Below are 20691 nucleotides of genomic sequence, written 5' to 3' on the forward strand. Positions count from 1 at the left end.
GCAGGTCACGCCTGGGTTCACCGATTATCGGACAGGTTTGTCCGTAGATTGGAGGGTGGTCGCGGACGTCCGATAATCGGTGACGTCGCAGGCGGAATGCAGAGCGGCCGAAAGGTCCCGGGCGTAGGGGGTGCCCAGGATCTGATGCACGGTCTCCATTGCACGCGTATTACGCAGCGTTACATCCAGGAAAGGAAGGCTCGCGTCCCCCGGCGCCCCCGAGCAGTCCACGACCTCCAGCCCCACCAGCAGCGAGAGCGTCCCCCCGGGCGGCACCGTCCGCGGCAGCCAGCCCGAGACCCGTACGGTCAGCCCCCGGTACCCCTGGCTCACCCCCAGCACGTCCACCGGGGCGGACCCGGTGTTGCGCACCGCCAGCCGCAGGGCGAAGGAGTCCGACCCGGCCGGGGCCGGACCGTCGTACTCGAACCTGGTCGACTGCGAGGGGAACGGCGGGAGTTGCCCCGGTGGGGGCGAACCCGACGCCCGCCCAGGGTAGTTCACCGCGTGCCGGATCGTCAGTCCCAGCGCCAACAGCAGCAACAAACTTGCCAGCACGCACTTCTGACGTCTGCTCAGCAGGCGCGGCGGACGCTCGGGCGGCGGCTCCGGGCGCAGCACGAGCGGCGTCCAGGTGCCCTCGCCCGGCTCGACCGGACCGAGGAACCCGCCCGGGCCGCTCGGCAGTTCGCGCTCTCCGGACATGGCGGCGCCCCCTCGTCCAGCCGAGGCTGCCCCTGGCGGGGGCCGGCCAAACTCCGAGGGGGCGCGCGCGGAGCGGTGCTCTGCGGTGTGCCGCGGTCGTGCCGCCGCGGCGGCCTGACCGGGGCTAGAGGTCGCGCAGCATGCAGGTCAGCCGGCAGGAGGTGATCCGGCGGCCGGTGTCGTCCGTCACCGCGATCTCGTACGTCGCGGCCGTGCGGCCCTTGAACACCGCCGTCGCCACGCCCGTCACCAGGCCCGAGGTCGCCGACCGGTGGTGCGTCGCGTTCAGGTCCACGCCCACCGCGTAGCGGCCCGGCCCGGCGTGCAGCATCGCGCCGATCGAGCCCAGCGTCTCGGCCAGCGCCGCCGACGCCCCGCCGTGCAGCAGCCCGTACGGCTGCTGGTTGCCCTCCACCGGCATCGTCCCGACCACCCGGTCCGGGGACGCCTCCACGATGGTGATGCCCAGCTTCTCGCCCAGGTGCCCGCCGGAGAAGGTCTCCGCGCTCACCCCCAGCTTGGCGAAGTGGTCCAGCACGTCCTGGGGCACTTTCAGTACGGGCGCCGCGTCGGTCATGGTGCTCCTGCTTCCGGGGTTCGCTTCGTTGCGCGTCGATCGTACGGATCGTACGACTGTCTACCCGTGGGTAGGGAGGTGCTCCGCGCCGCGCCGGAGATGTCCGCCCCGACCTCTAGGATCGGAGAGGCAGTGCAACCGGCAGGACGGGACGTGACGTGGCGACACAGGGTGCGGGCAAGAAGGCGGCCGAACGGCCCCGGCTGATGCTGCTGGACGGGCATTCGATGGCCTACCGGGCCTTCTTCGCCCTGCCGGTGGAGAACTTCTCCACCGCCACCGGCCAGCACACCAACGCCGTCTACGGCTTCGCCTCGATGCTGGCCAACACCGTCCGCGACGAGCGGCCCACCCACCTGGCGGTGGCCTTCGACCTGTCCCGGCAGACCTTCCGGTCCGCCGAGTTCCCCGAGTACAAGGCCAACCGCGCGGCCACGCCGGACGAGTTCCGCAGCCAGGTCCCGCTGATCGGCGAACTGCTCGACGCCATGCGGGTGCCCCGGGTCACCGCCGAGGGCTTCGAGGCCGACGACGTCATCGCCACCCTGGCCACCGCCGCCGCGGCCGAGGGCTTCGAGGTGCTGATCGTCACCGGCGACCGGGACTCCCTCCAGCTCGTCAACGAGCACGTCACCGTGCTGTACCCCACCAAGGGCGTCTCCGAGTTGACGCGCTACACCCCCGAGAAGGTCGCCGAGAAGTACGGCGTCCGCCCCGACCAGTACCCGGACCTGGCCGCCCTGCGCGGCGACCCGTCCGACAACCTGCCCGGCATCCCCGGCGTCGGCGAGAAGACCGCCGCGAAGTGGGTCAACCAGTTCGGCTCCTTCGAGGAGCTGGTCGACCGGGCCGACGAGGTCAAGGGCAAGATCGGCGAGAAGCTCCGCGAGCACCTCGACTCCGTCAAGCGCAACCGCTTCCTCACCGAACTGGTGCGGGACGTCGAACTGCCGGTCGGCGTCCCCGAGCTGGCCCGCGCCCCGTTCGACAAGGACGAGGTCGCCCGGCTGATGGAGGCGCTGGAGTTCCGCAACCCCAACTTCCGCGACCGGGTGGCCGGCATCGACCCGGCCGGCGCCGAGAGCGCCGCAGCCGTCGAGGTCCCGGCCGGCCCCGCCGTCGACGGCGACCTGCTGACCGTCCCCGGCGCGCTCGCCGCCTGGCTGGAGGAGCACACCGGCGCGGACGTCCGCACCGCCCTCGCCGCCGACTACAGCTGGGCGCTGGGCACCGGCGGGGTCGAGCAGATCGCCCTCGCCACCGGCACCGCCGCCGCCTGGTTCGACCCCGCCGCGCTCGGCGAGGACGACGACCGCGCCTTCACCGCCTGGCTCGCCGACCCCGAGCGCCCCAAGGCCCTGCACATCGCCAAGCAGGTCATGCGGGCCTTCGCCGAGCAGGGCTGGCGGTTCGCCGGCGTCACCGCCGACACCGCGCTCGCCGCCTACCTGGAGAAGCCCGGCCGCCGCACCTTCACCCTCGACGTCCTCGCCGAGGAGTACCTGGGCCGCTCGCTCGCCCCCGCCGCCGCCCAGGCCGAGACCGGCCAGCTCAGCTTCGACGCCGACGAGCCCGACCCGACGGCCGGCGCCCAGTCCCTGATGACCCGGGCCCGCGCCGTCCACGACCTCGCCGAGCTGTTCGACACCCGGCTCGCCGAGGTCGGCGCGGTCGAGCTGTTCCACGACATGGAACTGCCGATCGCCGAACTCCTGGCCCGGATGGAGCGCCACGGCATCGCCGCCGACCGCGCCTGGCTCCAGGGCCTGGAGACCCAGTTCGCCGCCGAGATCCAGCGCTGCGTCGAGGAGGCGCACGCCGCCGCCGGCCGCGAGTTCAACCTCGGCTCGCCCAAGCAGCTCCAGGAGGTCCTGTTCGGCGACCTCGGCCTGCCCAGGACCAAGAAGATCAAGACCGGCTGGACCACCGACGCCGACGCCCTCACCTGGCTCGCCACCCAGACCACCAACGAACTCCCGGTCATCCTGCTCCGCCACCGGGACCAGGCCAAGCTCCGCACCACCGTCGAGGGCCTGCTCAAGACCGTCTCCCCGCAGGGCCGCATCCACACCACCTTCAACCAGATGGTCGCCGCCACCGGCCGCCTCTCCTCCCAGGACCCGAACCTCCAGAACATCCCCGTCCGCACCGAGGAGGGCCGCGCCATCCGCCGCGCCTTCGTGGTCGGCGAGGGCTACGAGACGCTGCTCACCGCCGACTACGCGCAGATCGAACTGCGCATCATGGCGCACCTCTCCGAGGACGCAGCCCTGATCGAGGCCTTCACCACCGGCGAGGACCTGCACACCACCGTCGCCTCCCAGGTGTTCGCCGTCGAGCCCGGCGCCGTCGACGCCGAGATGCGCCGCAAGATCAAGGCCATGTCGTACGGCCTCGCCTACGGCCTGTCCGCGTACGGCCTCTCCCAGCAGCTCGGCATCAAGCCCGCCGAGGCCCAGGGCCTGATGGACACCTACTTCGAGCGCTTCGGCGGCGTCCGCGACTACCTGCACGACGTGGTCGAGGAGGCCCGCGCCGTCGGCTACACCGAGACGCTGCTCGGCCGCCGCCGCTACCTGCCCGACCTCACCAGCGACAACCGGCAGCGCCGCGAGATGGCCGAGCGGATGGCCCTCAACGCCCCCATCCAGGGCACCGCCGCCGACATCGTCAAGATCGCCATGCTCCGGGTCGACGCGGCCCTGCGCGCCGCCGGCCTCGCCACCCGGATGCTGCTCCAGGTGCACGACGAGATCGTCCTGGAGGTCGCCCCCGGCGAGCGCGAGCAGGTCGAGGCGCTGGTCCGCGAGCAGATGGCCGGCGCGTATCCGCTGCGCGCCCCGCTCGACGTCTCGGTCGGTGCCGGCCCGAACTGGGAGACCGCCGCGCACTGACACCCGGACCGCCGCGGTCACCGCGGTCACCGGGTTTATCGCGTTGCGGGTGGGCGTCCGGCCCGCCGAGACTGGCCGGATGCCCGTCTCCTCCTCCTTCTCCGAGAAGCCCACCCTGGTGGGCGAGAAGGTCCTCCTGCGGCCCGTGCGGCCGGAGGAGGACCTTCCCATGCTCCGCGCCGTGCTCGACGACCCGGACGTGCTCCGCTACACCTCCGACTCCTACACCCCCGAGCCCCCGGTCTGGGACGGGGCGAGGGAGCGCCGCGTCGTCGACTGGTACACCACCCGCAACGAGCAGACCGACCGCCTCGACCTGATCGTGGTCGACCGCGCCACCGGCCGCGGCGTCGGCGAGATCGTCCTCAACGAGTGGGACGAACCCAACCGCGCCTGCAACCTCCGCATCGCCCTCGGCCCCGACGGCCGCGACCGCGGCCTCGGCACCGAGGCCGTCCGCCTCCTCACCGACCACGCGATCCGGGCGATCGGCCTCAACCGGGTCTCGCTCTCCGTCTACGCCTTCAACGGCCGGGGGCAGCGGGCCTACGAGAAGGCCGGGTTCAAGGTCGAGGGGGTGCGGCGGCAGGTGCTGCGGTACGGCGACGCGTGGGTCGACGACATCGACATGGCGGTCCTGGCGGAGGACTGGGGGTAGCCGCCCCGCCCGCTCACCCGCTCACCCGCTCACCCGCCCGCCTGCCCGCCCGTCCACCGCCCCGCCCGCCCGTGCGCGCCCCGCGCGGACGGGCCCGGGCCGGGTGGCGCGGTGTCACTTGCGCGGGTTGGCGCGGCGGGTGGGTTCGGCCGTGGTGGGGTCCTCGGGCCAGGGGTGGCGGGGGTAGCGGCCGCGCAGGTCGGCGCGGACGGCGGGGTAGCCGGTGCGCCAGAACGCGGCGAGGTCGCCGGTGACGGCGGCCGGGCGGCCCGCGGGGGAGAGCAGGTGGACGGTGAGCGGGACGCGCCCGCCGGCCAGCGCCGGGGCGGCGGCCCAGCCGAACAGCTCCTGGAGCTTCACCGCCAGCACCGGCCGCTCGGGGTCGCTCGCGTAGTCGACCCGGATGCGGCTGCCGGTGGGTACGGTGATCCGCTCCGGGGCGAGTTCGTCGAGCCGTCCGGCCTGCCCGCCCGCCCAGGGCAGCAGGCGGGTCAGCGCGGCGGCGGTGTCGATCCGCTCCAGGTCGGCCCGGCGCCGGGCCCGGGAGAGCTCGGGCTCCAGCCACTGCTCGGCGGCGGCCAGCAGCGCGGCGTCCGCGACGTCCGGCCACGGGTCGCCGATCGCCCGGTGCAGGAAGGCGAGCCGTTCGCGCAGCCCGCTCGCGGCGGGCGGCCAGCGCAGCAGCGCCGAGACGCCCTCCCGTTCGAGCCCGTCCAGCAGCGCGGCCCGCAGCAGCGCCGGGTCGGGCGCGGTGAGCGGTGCGGCGGCCAGTTCGATCGCGCCCAGGGACTCCACCCGGCGGGACGCCACCTCCCGCTGCCGGACCGACCAGTGGACCTCCTCGCGGGTCGCCAGCAGCGGCCCGGCCGCCCGCCGGGCGGTCGCCTCGTCCACCGCCACGGCCCGCAGCACCCGCGCGGAGGGCGACCCGGCGGGCCGGTCGGCGACCGCGACGGCCAGCCAGCCGCCGGCCGGCAGCCGCGTCCCGGCGGGCAGCTGGGCGGCCGTCCCGGAGGCCATCAGGTAGGCCCCCTCCCCGCCCTCTCGGGCCCGCGCCACCCGCTCCGGGTAGGCCAGCCCGACCACCAGCCCGGCGGCGGCACCGTCCGACAGCCCGGAGCCGGCGGCCCCGGGCTGTCGGACGGTGCCGCCGGCGGCTGCCGGGCCTTCCCCGGCCGGTCGTTCCGTCGGGTCCGCCAGGGCGTGTTCGAGGCGGCGGGTCTCGTCCTTCCAGCGGCGGGCGTACGGGTCGGTGGAGCGGCGGACGGTGCGGTGGATCTCGGCGAGGTCGTCGCCGAGGGCGCGCGGGGGCTCCTCGGAGAGGAGGGCGACGAGTTCGGCGGCGCGGCGCGGGCCGACCGCGGGGGCGCCGTCGAGCAGGGCGCGGGCGAGGCGGGGGTGCAGGCCGGTGCGGGCGATGGCGCGGCCGCGCCCGGTGGGGCGGCCGGCGGGGTCGACGGCGGCGAGGGCGCGCAGGACGTCGCGGGCGGCGGCCATCGCGCCGGCGGGCGGCGGGTCGGGGAGGGTGAGGCCGGTGGCGTCCGGGTCGCCCCAGCAGGCGGCCTGGAGGGCGAAGGAGGTGAGGTCGGCGAGCGCGATCTCGGGGGTGGGGAAGCGGGCGGCGCGGGCGTCCTCGGCCTGCGCCCAGCAGCGGTACGCGGTGCCGGGGGCCTCGCGGCCGGCGCGGCCGGCGCGCTGCCGGGCGGCGGCCAGCGAGGTGCGGACGGTGACCAGCCCGGACAGGCCGCGGGCGTGGTCGGTGCGCGGCTCCCGGGTCAGCCCGGAGTCGACCACGACCCGCACGCCCGGCACGGTCAGCGAGGACTCGGCGACCGAGGTGGCCAGCACCACCCGCCGCCGCCCGCCGGGGCTCAGCGCGGCGTCCTGCACGGCCTGCGGCGCCTGCCCGTGCAGCGGCAGCACCTCGACGTCCTCGGCGGCCAACTGCCCGGCCACCCGGGCGATCTCGCCGACCCCCGGCAGGAAGCACAGCACGTCGCCGTCCCGTTCGGCCAGTGCCCGGCGCACCGTCGCCGCGACGTGCGACAGCAGCGCCGGGTCGACCCGCGTCCCGTGCGGCGGGCGGACCGCGGTCGGCGGCGGGGCCCAGACCGTCGCCACCGGATGCGCGACGCCCTCGGCGGCCACCACCGGGGCGCCGCCCAGCAGTTCGGCCCAGGCGGCGGTGTCGGCGGTGGCGGAGGCCAGCAGCAGGCGCAGTTCGGGGCGCAGCGCGGCCCGGACGTCCAGCAGGAAGGCGAGCGCGGTGTCGGCGTCCAGGTGGCGTTCGTGGCACTCGTCGAGCACCACCGCGTCCACGCCGGGCAGCTCGGGGTCGCGCTGGAGGCGTTGCAGCAGGACGCCGGTGGTGACCACCTCGACCCGGGTGCCGGGGCCGACCCGGCGCTCGCCGCGCACGGTGAACCCGACCGTCCGGCCGACCGGTTCGTCCAGCAGCCAGGCCATCCGCCGGGCCGCCGCCCGGACCGCGAGCCGGCGCGGTTCGGCGACCAGCACCCGGCGCGGCGGCCCGTCCGGGTCGAGCAGGCCGGCCAGGGCGAGCGGCACCAGGGTGGTCTTGCCGGTGCCGGGCGGCGCGGACAGCACGGCCGCGCCGGACTCGTCCAGGGCCCGGGCGAGGGCGGGCAGGGCGGTGCGGACCGGCAGTTCGAGCCCCCCGGGGCGCACCGCGCTCAGCCGTTCCGCCGGGCGACGAAGATCGCCGTGCCGGGGATGTGCCGGCCGCGCAGCGGACTCCAGCCGCCCCACTCCTGTTCCAACTCCTCGGGCCACTCCGGCTCGACCAGGTCCAGCAGCGTGAACCCGGCCGCGACCAGCTCGCGGACCCGGTCGCCGAGCGTCCGGTGGTGCTCGACGTAGGTGGCGGTGCCCTGCTCGTCCTGCTCGACGTACGGGGTGCGGTCGAAGTACGAGGAGGTGGCGGTCAGCCCCTCCACCCCGGGCTCGTCCGGGAACGCCCAGCGGATCGGGTGGGTCACCGAGAACACCCACCGCCCGCCCGGCCGCAGCACCCGGTGCACCTCGCGCATCAGCCGCGCGGTGTCCGCGCTGAACGGCACCGCGCCGTACGCCGAGCACGCGTGGTCGAACGAGCCGTCCGCGAACGGCAGCACCGCCGCGTCCGCCTGCACCACCGCGACGGGCGCCAGTCCGCGGCCCAGGTCGATCCGGCGGGAGTGCTGCAACTGCCGGTAGGAGATGTCCAGCGCGACCGGCCGGGCCCCCCGGGCGGCCAGCCAGCGCGAGCACTGCGCGGCGCCGGAGCCGATCTCCAGCACGTCCGCGCCCTCGAGCGCGGCCGGCTCGCCGAGCAGCCGCACCTCGGCCTCGTCCACGCCCTCCGGGCACCAGGTGAACCGGTCGTCCCCGAGGAACTCGCCGTGCTCGTCCTGGTAGTCGTCCGCGTTCCGGTCCCACCAGTGCCGGCTGGCCCGGCTCGACTCGCGCTCCCCGGCCTCCCGCCGCAGCGCCTCGTCGCCGTCCTCCTCGTCCGGCCCGTCCTCGCGCGCCCCTCCCCGGGGCGCGGAGGGCACGTCGTACGCGGACGGGTCGTACCCGCCGGGCTCGTCGTCGCGGGGCTCGTCGGGGCCGGGGGCGGTGGAGTGGGTCATGGGATCCGTCACGTAGGCTATGGGCTTGCGGAAGCGCTGCTGCTGCGGAGCCGGCCCCGTACGGGGGCCGGGTCGGGCGGTGGCATCCGGGGTAGGGCCGGTGTTCCAGGCGCGGTGAGAAGCGCTGTTGGAGGATATGGCCTGATCCGTCCCGGGCTCTACCGGTCTCGTCGGCTTCGGCGTTGACCGTGCCGGGGTGTCCCCGTATGCTACAAGTTGCGCTGCGGGCCTGCGCGCCTCGGACGGAGCAGGTCGCGCTCGCATCTGTCGAAGACCCCACGGTCGTCAGACGGACACCGGGAATCCTGTACTGCGGGAGTCCTTTCGGTGGGCCGTTTTCTGGCCTGTACGGCTTTCGGTGGGAGCGATCAGGGCCCCCCGCGTGGCATTACCTACGACTTCATGTCCGTACCGGAGCCCTTTTCCTAATGACGAGCCCCACCGACACCTCTGTCAGCACCACCCCGCAGGTTGCGGTCAACGACATCGGCGACGCGGACGCGTTCCTCGCCGCGATCGACGAGACCATCAAGTACTTCAACGACGGCGACATCGTTGAGGGCGTCATCGTGAAGGTCGACCGTGACGAGGTGCTCCTCGACATCGGTTACAAGACCGAGGGTGTCATCCCGTCCCGCGAGCTCTCGATCAAGCACGACGTCGACCCCCACGAGGTTGTCTCCGTTGGCGACAACATCGAGGCCCTGGTTCTCCAGAAGGAGGACAAGGAGGGTCGCCTGATCCTGTCCAAGAAGCGTGCGCAGTACGAGCGCGCCTGGGGCACGATCGAGAAGATCAAGGAAGAGGACGGCATCGTCACCGGTACCGTCATCGAGGTCGTCAAGGGTGGTCTCATCCTCGACATCGGCCTCCGTGGCTTCCTCCCGGCCTCGCTGGTCGAGATGCGCCGCGTCCGCGACCTCCAGCCCTACGTGGGCAAGGAGCTCGAGGCGAAGATCATCGAGCTGGACAAGAACCGCAACAACGTGGTCCTGTCCCGCCGCGCCTGGCTGGAGCAGACCCAGAGCGAGGTCCGCCAGACCTTCCTCACCACCCTGCAGAAGGGCCAGGTGCGCTCCGGCGTCGTCTCCTCGATCGTCAACTTCGGTGCGTTCGTCGACCTCGGCGGCGTGGACGGTCTGGTGCACGTCTCCGAGCTGTCCTGGAAGCACATCGACCACCCGAACGAGGTTGTCGAGGTCGGTCAGGAGGTCACCGTCGAGGTCCTCGACGTGGACATGGACCGCGAGCGCGTCTCCCTGTCGCTGAAGGCGACCCAGGAGGACCCGTGGCAGCAGTTCGCCCGGACCCACCAGATCTCGCAGGTCGTCCCGGGTAAGGTCACCAAGCTGGTTCCGTTCGGTGCGTTCGTCCGCGTGGACGAGGGCATCGAGGGCCTGGTCCACATCTCCGAGCTGGCCGAGCGCCACGTCGAGATCCCGGAGCAGGTCGTCCAGGTCGGCGACGAGATCTTCGTCAAGGTCATCGACATCGACCTCGAGCGCCGCCGCATCAGCCTCTCGCTGAAGCAGGCCAACGAGTCCCTCGGTGCCGACCCGGCGTCGGTCGAGTTCGACCCGACCCTGTACGGCATGGCCGCGTCCTACGACGACCAGGGCAACTACATCTACCCGGAGGGCTTCGACCCCGAGGCGAACGACTGGCTGCCCGGCTTCGAGAAGCAGCGCGAGGAGTGGGAGCGGCAGTACGCCGAGGCCCAGGCCCGCTTCGAGCAGCACCAGGCCCAGGTCATCAAGTCCCGCGAGGCCGACGCGGCTGCCGCCGCCGAGGCCGGCGAGGAGGCCCCGGTCTCCGGCGGTGGCGGCTCGTACTCCTCCAGCAGCGACGAGACCTCCGGCGCGCTCGCCTCGGACGAGGCCCTGGCCGCGCTCCGCGAGAAGCTGGCCGGCGGCCAGAGCTGAAGCACGGCGCTTCGGCTGCCGCGTAGCTGACTGACGGCAACTCCCGCCCAGGGTTCCCCTGGGCGGGAGTTGCCGTTTTCCCCGCCCGTCCCCACCCGCCCGTCCACCCGCCCGTGCGCGGACCGGGGTGCGGTGGTGCGGTGAGGGGCTGTTCAGTGCAGGCCGGCCTGCTCGCCGCCGCCCTCCTGGGGGCGCGCTGACTCCCCGACCCGCCCCCCGGCCCGGTGTGCAGTGAGTGGGGCTTAAGTGGCTTTTATGTGAAGGGGATTGTGAGATGAGGCTCATCGTCCGCCTATAGGACGAAAACGTAGTCACGCATACATTGAGGGGACTTGTCCGAAAGGCTCCCCGCATGCGCAGCTCCCGCTCCACCGCAGCAGAGGTCCAGGTTTCCCAGGTTTCCGGTCGGTTGGCCGCGCTGGGGCGAGTGTGTTTCCGGCACCGGCGTTGGGTGCTGGCGTTCTGGGCGCTGGTGCTCGCGGTGGGGGTGGTGTTCGGCGGGCGGGTGTTCGAGGGGTCGGTGGCGGCCACCGGCAGCGGCGGGTCGGAGTCGGCCGCCGGGACGGCGGTCGTGCAGGCGGCGGACCCGGTGCAGGGCACGGTGACGGCGGTGGTGGACGGGCCGGCGGTGGCCGACCCGGCGGTGCGGGCCGCGGTCGAGGGGGCGAGCGCGGAGGTAACGAAGCTGCCGGGCGTGGTCTCGGTGGCGGACACGTACGGCACGGGCGGGCAGCTGACCGCGAGCGACGGCAAGGCGTCGCTGGTGAGCGTGCGGATGGCGGACGGGTCGACGGCGAAGCAGCTGGCGGCGGTGACCGACCGGCTGGAGCGGATCGACGCGGACGGCGCGCACACCGTGGTCGGCGGCGACCTGGTGCTCCAGCAGGAGGTGAAGGACCAGACCGCGAAGGACACCAGGTTCGGCGAGATCGTGACGCTGCCGCTCACCCTGGTGGTGATGGTGCTGGTGTTCGGCGGGCTGGCCGCGGCGGGGCTGCCGGGCATCGGGGCGATCGCCTCGGTGGGCGGGGCGCTGCTGGCGATGTTCGGGTTCAGCAAGCTGATGGACATCGACACCTCGGTGCTGCCGATCGCGACGGTGCTGGGCCTGGGCCTGTCGATCGACTACGCGCTGCTGATGGTGAACCGGTTCCGGGAGGAGCGCGGCCACGGCGCGGACATCGCGCAGGCGGTGGAGCGCACGGCGGCCACGGCGGGCCGGACGGTGGCGTTCTCGGGGCTGACGGTGGCGGTCGCACTGAGCGGGCTGTTCGTGTTCACCAGCCCGGTGTTCCGGGCGGTCGCGGTGGCGGGCGTGAGCGTGGTGGTGATCGCGGTGGCGGCGGCGCTGACCCTGGTGCCGGCGCTGCTGGGCTTCATGGGGCGGCGGATCAAGGCGCCGACCGCGCCCGTCCCGGACGAGGGGTTCTTCTCCCGGACGGTGCGCCGGGTGCAGCGCCGGGCGGTGCCGGTGATGCTGGCCTGCGTGGCGCTGCTGCTGGCGGCGGGGGCGCCGTTCCTGGGCTCGCACTTCCGCAACTCGGGGGCGGACGTGCTGCCGAAGAGCTTCGCGTCCCGGCAGGTCGCCGAGACGGTCGAGGCGCGCTTCCCCGGGCAGGTCCCGGCGCCGGTGCAGGTGGTCGTCGAGGGGACGGCGCAGCAGGCCCAGCGGTACGCGGACGACGTGGTGGCGGAGCTGCCGGGCGTGGCGGGCGTCCGGTCGGTGGCGCCGGTCTCGGACGGCGTGCAGACCGTGGACGTGCTGGTCAAGGGCGACCCGCAGGGCGCCGGGGCCAAGCGAGTGGTCGGCGAGCTGCGCTCCGAGCGCGGCGGCCTGGAGACGTACGTGACGGGCGACGCGGCGTCGCTGGTGGACTTCCAGCACGAGATCGGCTCGCGCGGGCCGTGGGCGCTGGGCCTGGTCGCGGCCGGGACGCTGGTGCTGCTGTTCCTGATGACCGGGTCGGTGGTGCTGCCGGTGAAGGCGCTGCTGATGAACGTGCTCTCGCTGGGGGCGTCGCTGGGCGCGCTGACCCTGGTGTTCCAGCACGGGTACTTCAGCTCGCTGCTCGGGTTCACGCCGACCGGCGGCCTGGAGACGGTGATCCCGGTGCTGGTGTTCGCCTTCGCGTTCGGGCTGTCGATGGACTACGAGGTGTTCCTGCTCGCGCGGATCAAGGAGCTGCACGACCAGGGGTACGACTGCGCGAGGTCGGTGCAGCTCGGCCTCCAGCGCAGCGGTCGGATCATCACCTCGGCCGGGCTGCTGATGGTGATCGTGTTCGCCGGGTTCGCCGCCGGGCAGATGCTCATGGTCAAGCAGATGGGCATCGCGCTGGCGGTGGCCGTCGCGGTGGACGCCACCCTGGTGCGGACCCTGCTGGTGCCCGCCACCATGACGCTGTTCGGCCGGCTCAACTGGTGGGCGCCCGCCCCGCTGCGCCGCCTGCACCGGATCGTCGGCCTGCACGAGCACGTCGAGCTGCCGCCGCTGCGCCCGGTGGTGCTGCCCGCGCCGCGGCTGGTGAAGCGCCGCGGCCTGGTGGGTGCGCCGTAGCCGGACCCGCCGGGCCGCGGCCGTAGGCTGGCCGCATGCGACTGACGAAGTTCGGCCACGCCTGCGTCCGGATCGAGCACGCGCGGGGGGCGGCGCTGATCGACCCCGGCATGTTCAGCGGGACGGAGGTGGTGGCGGACGTGAACGCCCTGCTGATCACCCACGAGCACGCCGACCACTTCACCGAGCAGCAGGTCCGGGCCGCCGTCGAGGCCAACCCGGGCCTGCGGGTGTACACCAACTCGGCCGTGGCCCGGCAGCTGGAGGGCATCGGCGCCCGGGTGACGGTGGTCGGCGACGGCGACGCGTTCGACCTGGACGGCCTGCCGGTGACGGTGCACGGCGAGTGGCACGCCGAGATCCACCCCGACATCCCGCGCATCCCCAACATCGGCTTCCTGCTCGGCGGCCGGGCCTTCCACCCGGGCGACGCGCTGACCCTCCCGCCGGACACCGTCGACACCCTGCTGCTGCCGCTCGGCGCGCCCTGGCTGCGGGCCGGCGAACTGGTCGACTACCTGCGCGAGACCCAGCCCCGGCAGGCGGTGGCGATCCACGAGGCGACGCTCAGCGAGGCCGGACAGGCCGTCCACGGGCGGCTGCTCGGCCCGCAGGGCCCCGGCACCGGCGGCGTGGAGTACCGGACGCTGGCGGCCGGGGAGTCCCTCGACATCGAGTGAACCGCCTTGCCCGGAAAGGCATCTGACGGTACGTCAGGCTCCGGAACCGGCGTGGCACCGGGAAACGGGCACCGCCGGGCTCCCGCGCGCGTCCGCGGGCTCGCCGGCGCCGGCCCGCCGCGGCGGGCCGGCGCCGGGGGCCGGTAGCCTGGCGGCATGCTGAGGATCGGACTGACCGGCGGGATCGGCGCGGGCAAGAGCGAGGTCTCCCGCCAACTGGCCGCGCACGGCGCGGTGATCGTCGACTCGGACGTGATCGCCCGCGAGGTGGTCGCCCCCGGGACGCCCGGACTGGCCGCCGTCGCCGCCGAGTTCGGGCCCGGCGTGCTGCTCCCGGACGGCGCGCTGGACCGCCCCGCGCTCGGCCGGATCGTCTTCGCCGACCCGGCCCGGCTGGCGAAGCTCAACGCGATCGTCCACCCGCTGGTGCGGGCCCGCTCCGCCGAACTGGAGTCCGCGGCCGGGCCGGACGCGATCGTCGTGCACGACGTCCCGCTGCTCGCCGAGAACGGCCTGGCCCCGCTGTACGACCTGGTCGTGGTCATCGACGTCCCGGACGGGGAGCGGCTGCGCCGGCTGGTCGAGCTGCGCGGCATGGCCGAGGACGAGGCCCGCTCCCGGATGGCCGCCCAGGCGGGCCGCGAGGAGCGCCTCGCCGTCGCCGACCTGGTCCTCGACAACGGCGGCGACCTGGAGCAGTTGACCGCCCGGGTCGAGGAGCTGTGGCGGCGGCTGGAGGAGCGCCGGGCCTGACGGCCGGTCAGGGCAGCAGGTCGAAGACCGTCTCGACGGGCTTCCCGCCGGTGCCGGCCCGGGCCCGCAGGTAGGCGTTCATGTCCGCGTAGCCGCCCAGGTCGGCGGGGATGACCACCTCGACGGAGAAGGCGCCGCGGGCGTCGGACTCGGTGTCGCGCAGGTCGCGCAGCCGCTGGTCCAGCTCGGACTCGTCCTTGACGACGAAGGAGACCCGCACCACCGCGCCGGGCGGGAACCCCTGCCCGGTGAGCACCGTCCTGGTCCCGCCGCGCCCGGCGTCCGGCGAGGCCAGCAGCACCTGGGTGCCGCTCGCCCCCGGGCTGCCGAGCGCCTCGCCGGGCAGCGTGTCGACGGGCGGGCTGACGGTGGCGGGCGGGGTGCCGACCGGGGCCGGAGCGGGGGCCGGGACGGCCGGGCCGGGAAGGGTCACCGTCACCGTCGGCTGCGGCCGGAGGCCGGGGACGGACTGCGACTGGGACAGGTAGCCGCCCGCGAACCCGGCGCCCAGGGTGGCGACGCCGACCAGGGCGGTGATGACGGCGCTCCAGCCCTGGAGGTCGATCCGGCGGGGCGGGGCCGGCCCGGCGGGGGCCGGTGGTGGGGCGGTGGGGTGCGGCGGCATCCCCTCGGGCGGCTTCGGCGCGGTCAAAGGATCCCCCTCGTGCTGATCGGCGGAGTCCGGGGTCGCCCCAGGTCAGCGGGCCGTGTCCCAGGTGATTCGTCCCCGTACGGACCGGGCGCGCAAACGTCGCCCGCGCGCCGCCCGGTGCGGGTCCCGGGGCGGGGCCCGGGGGCCTCGCGGGGCCGGGCCGATCGGCGTCCGGTCGCCCGCCGGAGGCCGATCGGCGCCCTGCCGCACGGCCTGCCAGCGGAATTGGCAACGGGAAACCGCTCCGTAACGCTCCGGAAGCGATCAGTCGCATGCCAAGATTCCCTCGGAGCGCCGGGGAGCGCTCCCAGACCGAACCGAACATCCCGCACACCGCGTGTGCCCGGGACGCATCCAGGGGGTGATTTGGCGTGCTCTCGTCTCATCGCTTCGGGGCCGAACTGCGCCGGCTGCGCGAGGCGCACGGCCTCTCGCTCGACGGGCTCGCCCGGCAACTCAGCTACAGCAAGGGCTACTTGAGCAAGGTCGAGAGCGGCCAGCGCAAGGCGTCCCAGGAACTCGCCCGCCGCTGCGACGCCCTGCTCGGCGCCGAGGGCCGCCTCCAGCAGCTCGCCGCCCGCCCCGAACCCACCGCCCGGGCCGCCGCCCACCGCACCGGGCCGGGCGTCGGGTTCCGCTCCCGCGAGGCCGCCGAGGCCGAGGCCGGCCACAGCCACGGGTACGGCCACAGCCACGGGTACGGCCACAGCCACGGGTACGGCTACGGCTACGGCGGGTACGCGGGCACCGGGTACGCCGAGCCGCGCACCGGACGCGGCGGACCCGAGGGCCTCCCGGTGCCCGCGCTCCCCGCCCCGGAGGCGCTGGCCGCCCTGCCCCCGCAGCGCCCCACCGCGCTCGACCCCGGGGTCCCCGCCCTGCTGCGCGAACAGCTCACCCAGTACCGGGCGCTCGGCCAGCACCTCGACCCGGTGCTGCTCGTCCCCGCCCTCCAGATGCAGAGCGAGACCGCCGTCCGGATCGCGCTGCGCTGCGACGGCCGGGCCCGCGCCGAACTGCTGCTGATCGCCGCCCACTTCATCGAGTTCGGCGGCTGGATGGCGCAGGAGGCCGGCGACCGGCACGCCGCCCTCGCGCACACCGAGCGGGCCGTCGAACTCGCCCGGGCCGGCGGCAACCGCCACCTCGCCGGGTACGCGCTGGTCCGCCGCGCCCTGATCACCTTCTACGCCGGGGACGCCGCCACCACCGTCGCGCTCGCCACCGCCGCCCAGGACCGCCGCCTGCCGCCTCGCATCCGCGGCCTCGCCGCGCTCCGTGAGGCCCAGGGCCACGCCCTCGGCGGCGACCGCAACCGCTGCCTGCGCGGCCTGGAACGGGCCGAGGTGCTGCTCGACACCGCCGACGCCGACCGCGACGGGGGCCCGGTGATCGGCAGCGCCAACATCGCCGACCCCGCCGCGATGACCACCGGCTGGTGCCTGTTCGACCTCGGCCACGCCCGGCGCGCCGCCGAGGTCCTCGACCGCGAGTGCGCCCGCATCCCGCTGTCCGCCGCCCGCGCCCGGGTCCGCTACGGGCTGCGCCGCGCCCTGGCCCACGCCGGGGCCGGCGAGGCCGAGCACGCCTGCGCCATCGCGGCCGAACAGCTCGACACCCTCGCCGACGTGCCCTCCGCGACGGTCGTCGCCGACCTGCGCCGGCTCGACCGCGAACTGCGGCGGTTCCGGGCCAACCGGGCGGTCCGCGAGTTCCAGCCCCTCCTGCTCCGGGCGATCACCGGCAGCTGCTGACGGCCCGTCGGCCCCACCGCCCGTTTCCCCTCGCCCGCGCGGGACCGCCGCCGGGACACCCCCGCACAGAGAGGTCGACGCACCATGCCCGCGATCTTCGTGAACTACCGCACCGGCGACCAGGAGGCGGTCGCCGCGCTGCTCGACCACGGACTGTCCTACCGGTTCGGCAGCGACCAGGTGTTCCGGGCCAGCAAGTCCATCGCCCCCGGCAGCCGCTACCCGCAGGAGCTGATCGCCGCCGTCCGCAACTGCGCGGTCCTGCTCGCCGTGGTCGGCCCCCGCTGGTTCGACGTCCAGGGCCGCGACGGCCGCCCCGCGGTCGAGGACCCGGAGGACTGGCCGCGCCGCGAGATAGCCGAAGCCTTCGCCGTCGGCGCCCTGGTCATCCCGGTCTTGGTCGGCGACACCCCCAGACTGCGCGCCGAACGCCTCCCCGAACCGCTCGCGGCCCTCGCCGACTGCCAGCACCGCCGCCTCGACCTGCGCAGCTCGCACGCCGACCTGACCCGGATCGCCGACGAACTCGCCGCCCTCGTCCCGGAACTGGCCGCGGCCGACGCGGCGGTGAAGGGCCGCTGACCCGCCGGCGCCCGGGCCGCGCGCCCGCCTCGCCGCCGCGCTCAGTCGCCGGTCGCGACCGGCAGGCCGGTTCCGGGGCGGCCCCAGTCGGACCAGGAGCCGTCGTAGACGGCGGGGGAGGGGTGGCCGGTGAGGTGGGCGGCGAAGGCCAGGACGCAGGCGGTGACGCCGGAGCCGCAGGAGGCGATCAGGCGGGGGCGGCCGGCGGTGGCGGCGGCGAGGCGGGCGCGGAGCTCGGGCGCCGGGAGGTAGCGGCCGTCGGGGGTGAGCAGTTCGGTGAAGGGGAGGCTGGTGGAGCCGGGCAGGTGGCCGCGGCGCAGGTGGGGGCGGGGCTCGGGGGCGGCGCCGGTGTACCGGTCGCGGGCCCGGGCGTCCAGGACGGCGGTGCCGGGGTCGGCGAGGGCGGCGGCCACGGCGTCCCGGTCGGCGAACAGGCCGGGGCGCGGCCGGACGGTGACGTCCCCGGCCGGGAGGCCGTCGGCGGGGGAGGCGGGCGGCCCGGCGTCGACGGGGTGTCCGGCGGCCCGCCAGGCGGGCAGGCCGCCGTCCAGGACGGCGGCCCGGTCGAGGCCGGCGGCGCGCAGCATCCACCAGGCGCGCGGGGCGGAGTACACGCCCGCGCCGTCGTACACCACCACGGTGGAGCGGTCGTCGACGCCCAGGGCGCGCAGTTCGCGCTGGAGGTCGGCGGGGGAGGGCAGGGTGTGCGGCAGCGGGGAGGCGTGGTCGGAGAGCGCGCCGTCGAGGTCGAAGGCCCGGGCGCCGGGGATCCGGACGGGCGGGTGCCGGTGCGCGCCGACGCCCGCGTCCAGGACCACCAGGCCGGGGCGGCCGAGCCGGGCGGCCAGCCAGTCGGCGCCGACCAGCGGCGGTACGGCGGCCTGCGGCACGGCGGCCGGGGTCTGGCCGGCCGGGGGCCCGGCGGCGGGCGGCGGTGCGGTCACGGCGGTCGCTCCTTCGGGCGGGTGCGGATGGCCCGTGATCGCACCGCCACCCGCCGGGTCGGCTCCGGCCGCGGTCAGGGCTTGCGGGCCACGCCCGCCCAGATGGCGACCTGCTGGTCGGTGTCCCGCGGGTCCTGGTCGGGGCGCCACAGCGGGGCGGTGACCAGGCCGGGCTCCAGCAGGTCGAGGCCGTCGAAGAAGCGCAGCACCTGTGCGCGGGTGCGCATGCTGAGCTGCGCGGTGGCGGACCTGTAGACGGCGGGGCCCTTCGCGGCGTCCTCGGGGGCGGCGAAGTCGCCGGTGGCGTGCGAGAGGGCCAGGTAGCTGCCGGAGGGCAGGGCGTCGACCAGGGTGCGGACGATCGCGTACGGGTCGTCGGCGTCGTCGATGAAGTGCAGGATGGCGAACAGCTGGAGGGCGACCGGCCGGTCGAGGTCGATCAGGTCGCGGACGGCCGGGTCGGCGAGGATCGCCTCGGGCTTGCGCAGGTCGGCCTGGAGGACGTTGACGCTGCCCTGCCGGGCGCCGGCCAGCAGGGCCCGGCCGTGCACCAGCACGATCGGGTCGTTGTCGAGGTAGACCACCCGGGCGGACGGGGCGACGGCCTGGGCGATCTCGTGGGTGTTCCCGGCGGAGGGGATGCCGGTGCCGATGTCGAGGAACTGGCGCACGCCCTGCTCGGCGAGGGTGCGCACGGCCCGCTGCAGGAAGGCCCGGTTGGCCTGGGCGCTGATCCGCACCAGCGGGCTGATCGCGAGCACCTGTTCGGCGGCGGCCCGGTCGGCGGGGAAGTTGTCCTTGCCGCCGAGGTAGTAGTCGTACATCCGGGCCGGGTGCGGCACCTCGGGGCGCAGTTCGGCGGAGGGCGGCTGCTCCTGTTCGCCGGACATCCAGTCCAGGGCAATTTCCTGATGTTCGGTCATGTCCGGCTCCCCGTCGGTGGAACGCGCTTCCGGGGGCAGCATAGACGGCCCGGCGGCGGGCCGGTCGGCGGGTCCGGAAACCGGTGGATCAGCCCGCCGGGGCGGGGTCGGCCCCGGGCTCGGGGCCGGTGTCCGGGTCGCGGGTGAACAGGTAGCGGGCACCGGGCCCGGCGGCGCCCGCCCGGTCGGCGGCGTTGTAGAGGCCGCAGCGGGTCAGCGAGAGGCAGCCGCAGCCGATGCAGCCGGTCAACTTGGCGCGCATGTGCTGGAGTTCGGCGATCTGCCGGTCGATCCGGTGCTGCCAGGCGGTGGCGACGGCGTTCCACTCCCGGGTGGTGGGGGCGCGGTCCTCGGGCAGCCGGGCGAGGGCGGCGCGGGCCTCCTCCAGGCTGAGCCCGACCTGCTGGGCGGCCCGGACGAAGGCGATCCGGCGCAGCGCGGTGCGGGGGTAGCGGCGCTGGTTCCCGGCGGTGCGGGCGGAGTGGATCAGCCCGAGGCTCTCGTAGTAGCGCAGCGCGGAGGCGGCCAGGCCGCTGCGCTCGGCGAGCTGGCCGATGGTGAGGACGTCGTGCCGGGTGGGTGCCATGCCTCCGCAGTGTACCGGGAAGCGCCCGCTTGACTTCAAGCGGACTTGAAGTCGGAGGCTTTCTCCCATGACGAGCGACTCCACGACGGACGAAGCGACGCCGGGCGCCCCCACGGCGAACGCCCCCACGCCGGGCGGCCCCACGGCGAACGCCCCCACGGCGGGCGCGGCGACGCGCACCCGCGGCGGCGGCTTCGCCGAACTGCCGCACCTGATCTCCCTGATGACCGGCGACGAGAAGCACTCCCCGGCCGCGACCTCCACCCTGGACGCGCTGTGGGTGCTCTACGACCGGGTCCTGAACGCGCACCCGGGCAACGCGGACGCGCCGGACCGCGACCGGTTCCTGCTGTCCAAGGGCCACGGCCCGATGGCGTACTACGCGGTGCTGGCCGCGAAGGGCTTCTTCCCGGTCGAGCTGCTGTCCAGCTTCGGCGCCTACGACTCGCCGCTGGGCCACCACCCGGACCGGCTGCTGGTGCCCGGCGCGGAGATCGGCTCCGGCTCGCTGGGGCACGGCCTGCCGCTGGCGGTCGGGACGGCGCTGGGCCTGCGGGCGCAGGGCCTGGACGGCCCGGCGGTGTGGGTGCTGATCGGTGACGCCGAGTTCGACGAGGGCTCCAACCACGAGGCGGTGGCCTTCGCCGGGGCGTACGGGCTGGAGCGGCTGCACACCCTGGTGATCGACAACTCCTCGGCCACGCACGGCTGGAGCGGCGGCATCGCGGCCCGGTTCGCCGGCGAGGGCTGGTCGACGGCCACCGTGGACGGCCGCGACCACGAGCGGCTGTACCGGGCGTTCACCGCCCCGCACCCCGGCCGCCCGCACGTCGTGGTGGCCCGCACCGAGCCCAAGCACAGCTGACCGCAGG

At 75.0% G+C, this 20691-nt stretch carries 17 protein-coding genes; 9 read left to right on the plus strand and 8 right to left on the minus strand.

Annotation, left to right across the window (positions count from 1 at the left end):
• Positions 1 to 24: 24 nt before the first annotated feature.
• Together K353_RS09960 and K353_RS09965 are read right to left on the minus strand one after the other, a co-directional pair.
• Entirely contained in the window at positions 25 to 705 is a 681-nt protein-coding gene (locus tag K353_RS09960; RefSeq protein ID WP_111553207.1) for a Tat pathway signal sequence domain protein, read from the minus strand.
• A gap of 124 nt (positions 706 to 829) precedes the next feature.
• Positions 830 to 1282 carry a PaaI family thioesterase gene (locus tag K353_RS09965; protein ID WP_100835725.1) on the minus strand — a complete coding sequence of 151 codons (453 nt, stop codon included), beginning with the start codon at positions 1280 to 1282 and terminating at the stop codon, positions 830 to 832.
• Positions 1283 to 1488: 206 nt separating this feature from the next.
• Between K353_RS09965 and polA the strand changes: the two genes are divergently transcribed.
• Entirely contained in the window at positions 1489 to 4176 is a 2688-nt protein-coding gene (gene polA / locus K353_RS09970) for a DNA polymerase I (RefSeq protein ID WP_111553254.1), read from the plus strand.
• Positions 4177 to 4255: 79 nt separating this feature from the next.
• Complete coding sequence (locus tag K353_RS09975; RefSeq protein ID WP_111553208.1) at positions 4256 to 4834, plus strand: GNAT family N-acetyltransferase; 579 nt, start codon at positions 4256 to 4258, stop codon at positions 4832 to 4834.
• Positions 4835 to 4948: 114 nt separating this feature from the next.
• On the opposite strand, the gene hrpB is transcribed toward K353_RS09975, so the two are convergent.
• Positions 4949 to 7522, minus strand: a complete 2574-nt coding sequence (hrpB, locus tag K353_RS09980; protein ID WP_111553209.1) for an ATP-dependent helicase HrpB — start codon at positions 7520 to 7522, stop codon at positions 4949 to 4951.
• 5 nt (positions 7523 to 7527) lie between these two features.
• Positions 7528 to 8466, minus strand: coding sequence for a class I SAM-dependent methyltransferase (locus K353_RS09985; RefSeq protein ID WP_233533476.1), 939 nt, complete (start codon positions 8464 to 8466; stop codon positions 7528 to 7530).
• A 428-nt stretch (positions 8467 to 8894) separates the two neighbouring features.
• Here K353_RS09985 and rpsA point away from each other — a divergent pair, with 428 nt between their 5' ends.
• The 4 genes from rpsA to coaE all read left to right on the plus strand — a co-directional run bounded on the left by rpsA (position 8895) and on the right by coaE (position 14378).
• Positions 8895 to 10388 (plus strand): 30S ribosomal protein S1, encoded by a 1494-nt coding sequence (gene rpsA, locus K353_RS09990; protein WP_111553210.1) that lies wholly within the window; start codon positions 8895 to 8897, stop codon positions 10386 to 10388.
• A 451-nt stretch (positions 10389 to 10839) separates the two neighbouring features.
• Complete coding sequence (locus K353_RS09995) at positions 10840 to 12945, plus strand: MMPL family transporter (protein ID WP_158585382.1); 2106 nt, start codon at positions 10840 to 10842, stop codon at positions 12943 to 12945.
• 35 nt (positions 12946 to 12980) lie between these two features.
• Positions 12981 to 13625, plus strand: a complete 645-nt coding sequence (locus K353_RS10000; protein WP_111553212.1) for an MBL fold metallo-hydrolase — start codon at positions 12981 to 12983, stop codon at positions 13623 to 13625.
• Positions 13626 to 13781: 156 nt separating this feature from the next.
• On the plus strand, positions 13782 to 14378 hold the full coding sequence (gene coaE / locus K353_RS10005; protein ID WP_111553213.1) for a dephospho-CoA kinase: 597 nt from the start codon (positions 13782 to 13784) through the stop codon (positions 14376 to 14378).
• A gap of 7 nt (positions 14379 to 14385) precedes the next feature.
• Here coaE and K353_RS10010 read toward each other — a convergent pair whose 3' ends face one another.
• Entirely contained in the window at positions 14386 to 15030 is a 645-nt protein-coding gene (locus tag K353_RS10010; protein WP_111553214.1) for a hypothetical protein, read from the minus strand.
• Positions 15031 to 15401: 371 nt separating this feature from the next.
• Here K353_RS10010 and K353_RS10015 point away from each other — a divergent pair, with 371 nt between their 5' ends.
• Entirely contained in the window at positions 15402 to 16784 is a 1383-nt protein-coding gene (locus tag K353_RS10015; RefSeq protein WP_111553215.1) for a helix-turn-helix transcriptional regulator, read from the plus strand.
• 84 nt (positions 16785 to 16868) lie between these two features.
• The gene (locus K353_RS10020; RefSeq protein WP_111553216.1) at positions 16869 to 17366 is read left to right on the plus strand and encodes a toll/interleukin-1 receptor domain-containing protein; all 498 of its coding nucleotides are present in this window, start codon (positions 16869 to 16871) and stop codon (positions 17364 to 17366) included.
• Positions 17367 to 17407: 41 nt separating this feature from the next.
• Here the strand turns inward: K353_RS10020 and K353_RS10025 are convergent, their stop codons facing one another.
• The 3 genes from K353_RS10025 to soxR form a co-directional block, all read right to left on the minus strand.
• Positions 17408 to 18310 carry a sulfurtransferase gene (locus K353_RS10025; RefSeq protein WP_370447580.1) on the minus strand — a complete coding sequence of 301 codons (903 nt, stop codon included), beginning with the start codon at positions 18308 to 18310 and terminating at the stop codon, positions 17408 to 17410.
• 74 nt (positions 18311 to 18384) lie between these two features.
• Positions 18385 to 19233, minus strand: a complete 849-nt coding sequence (locus tag K353_RS10030; RefSeq protein ID WP_111553257.1) for an SAM-dependent methyltransferase — start codon at positions 19231 to 19233, stop codon at positions 18385 to 18387.
• Between the two features lie 88 nt (positions 19234 to 19321).
• On the minus strand, positions 19322 to 19819 hold the full coding sequence (gene soxR, locus K353_RS10035; RefSeq protein WP_111553217.1) for a redox-sensitive transcriptional activator SoxR: 498 nt from the start codon (positions 19817 to 19819) through the stop codon (positions 19322 to 19324).
• A 67-nt stretch (positions 19820 to 19886) separates the two neighbouring features.
• Between soxR and K353_RS10040 the strand changes: the two genes are divergently transcribed.
• The gene (locus K353_RS10040; RefSeq protein ID WP_370447581.1) at positions 19887 to 20684 is read left to right on the plus strand and encodes a transketolase; all 798 of its coding nucleotides are present in this window, start codon (positions 19887 to 19889) and stop codon (positions 20682 to 20684) included.
• The last annotated feature ends 7 nt before the right edge of the window (positions 20685 to 20691 follow it).

This window comes from Kitasatospora sp. SolWspMP-SS2h (assembly GCF_003259315.1).
In the GTDB taxonomy this organism is placed as follows: Bacteria; Actinomycetota; Actinomycetes; order Streptomycetales; family Streptomycetaceae; genus Kitasatospora; species Kitasatospora fiedleri.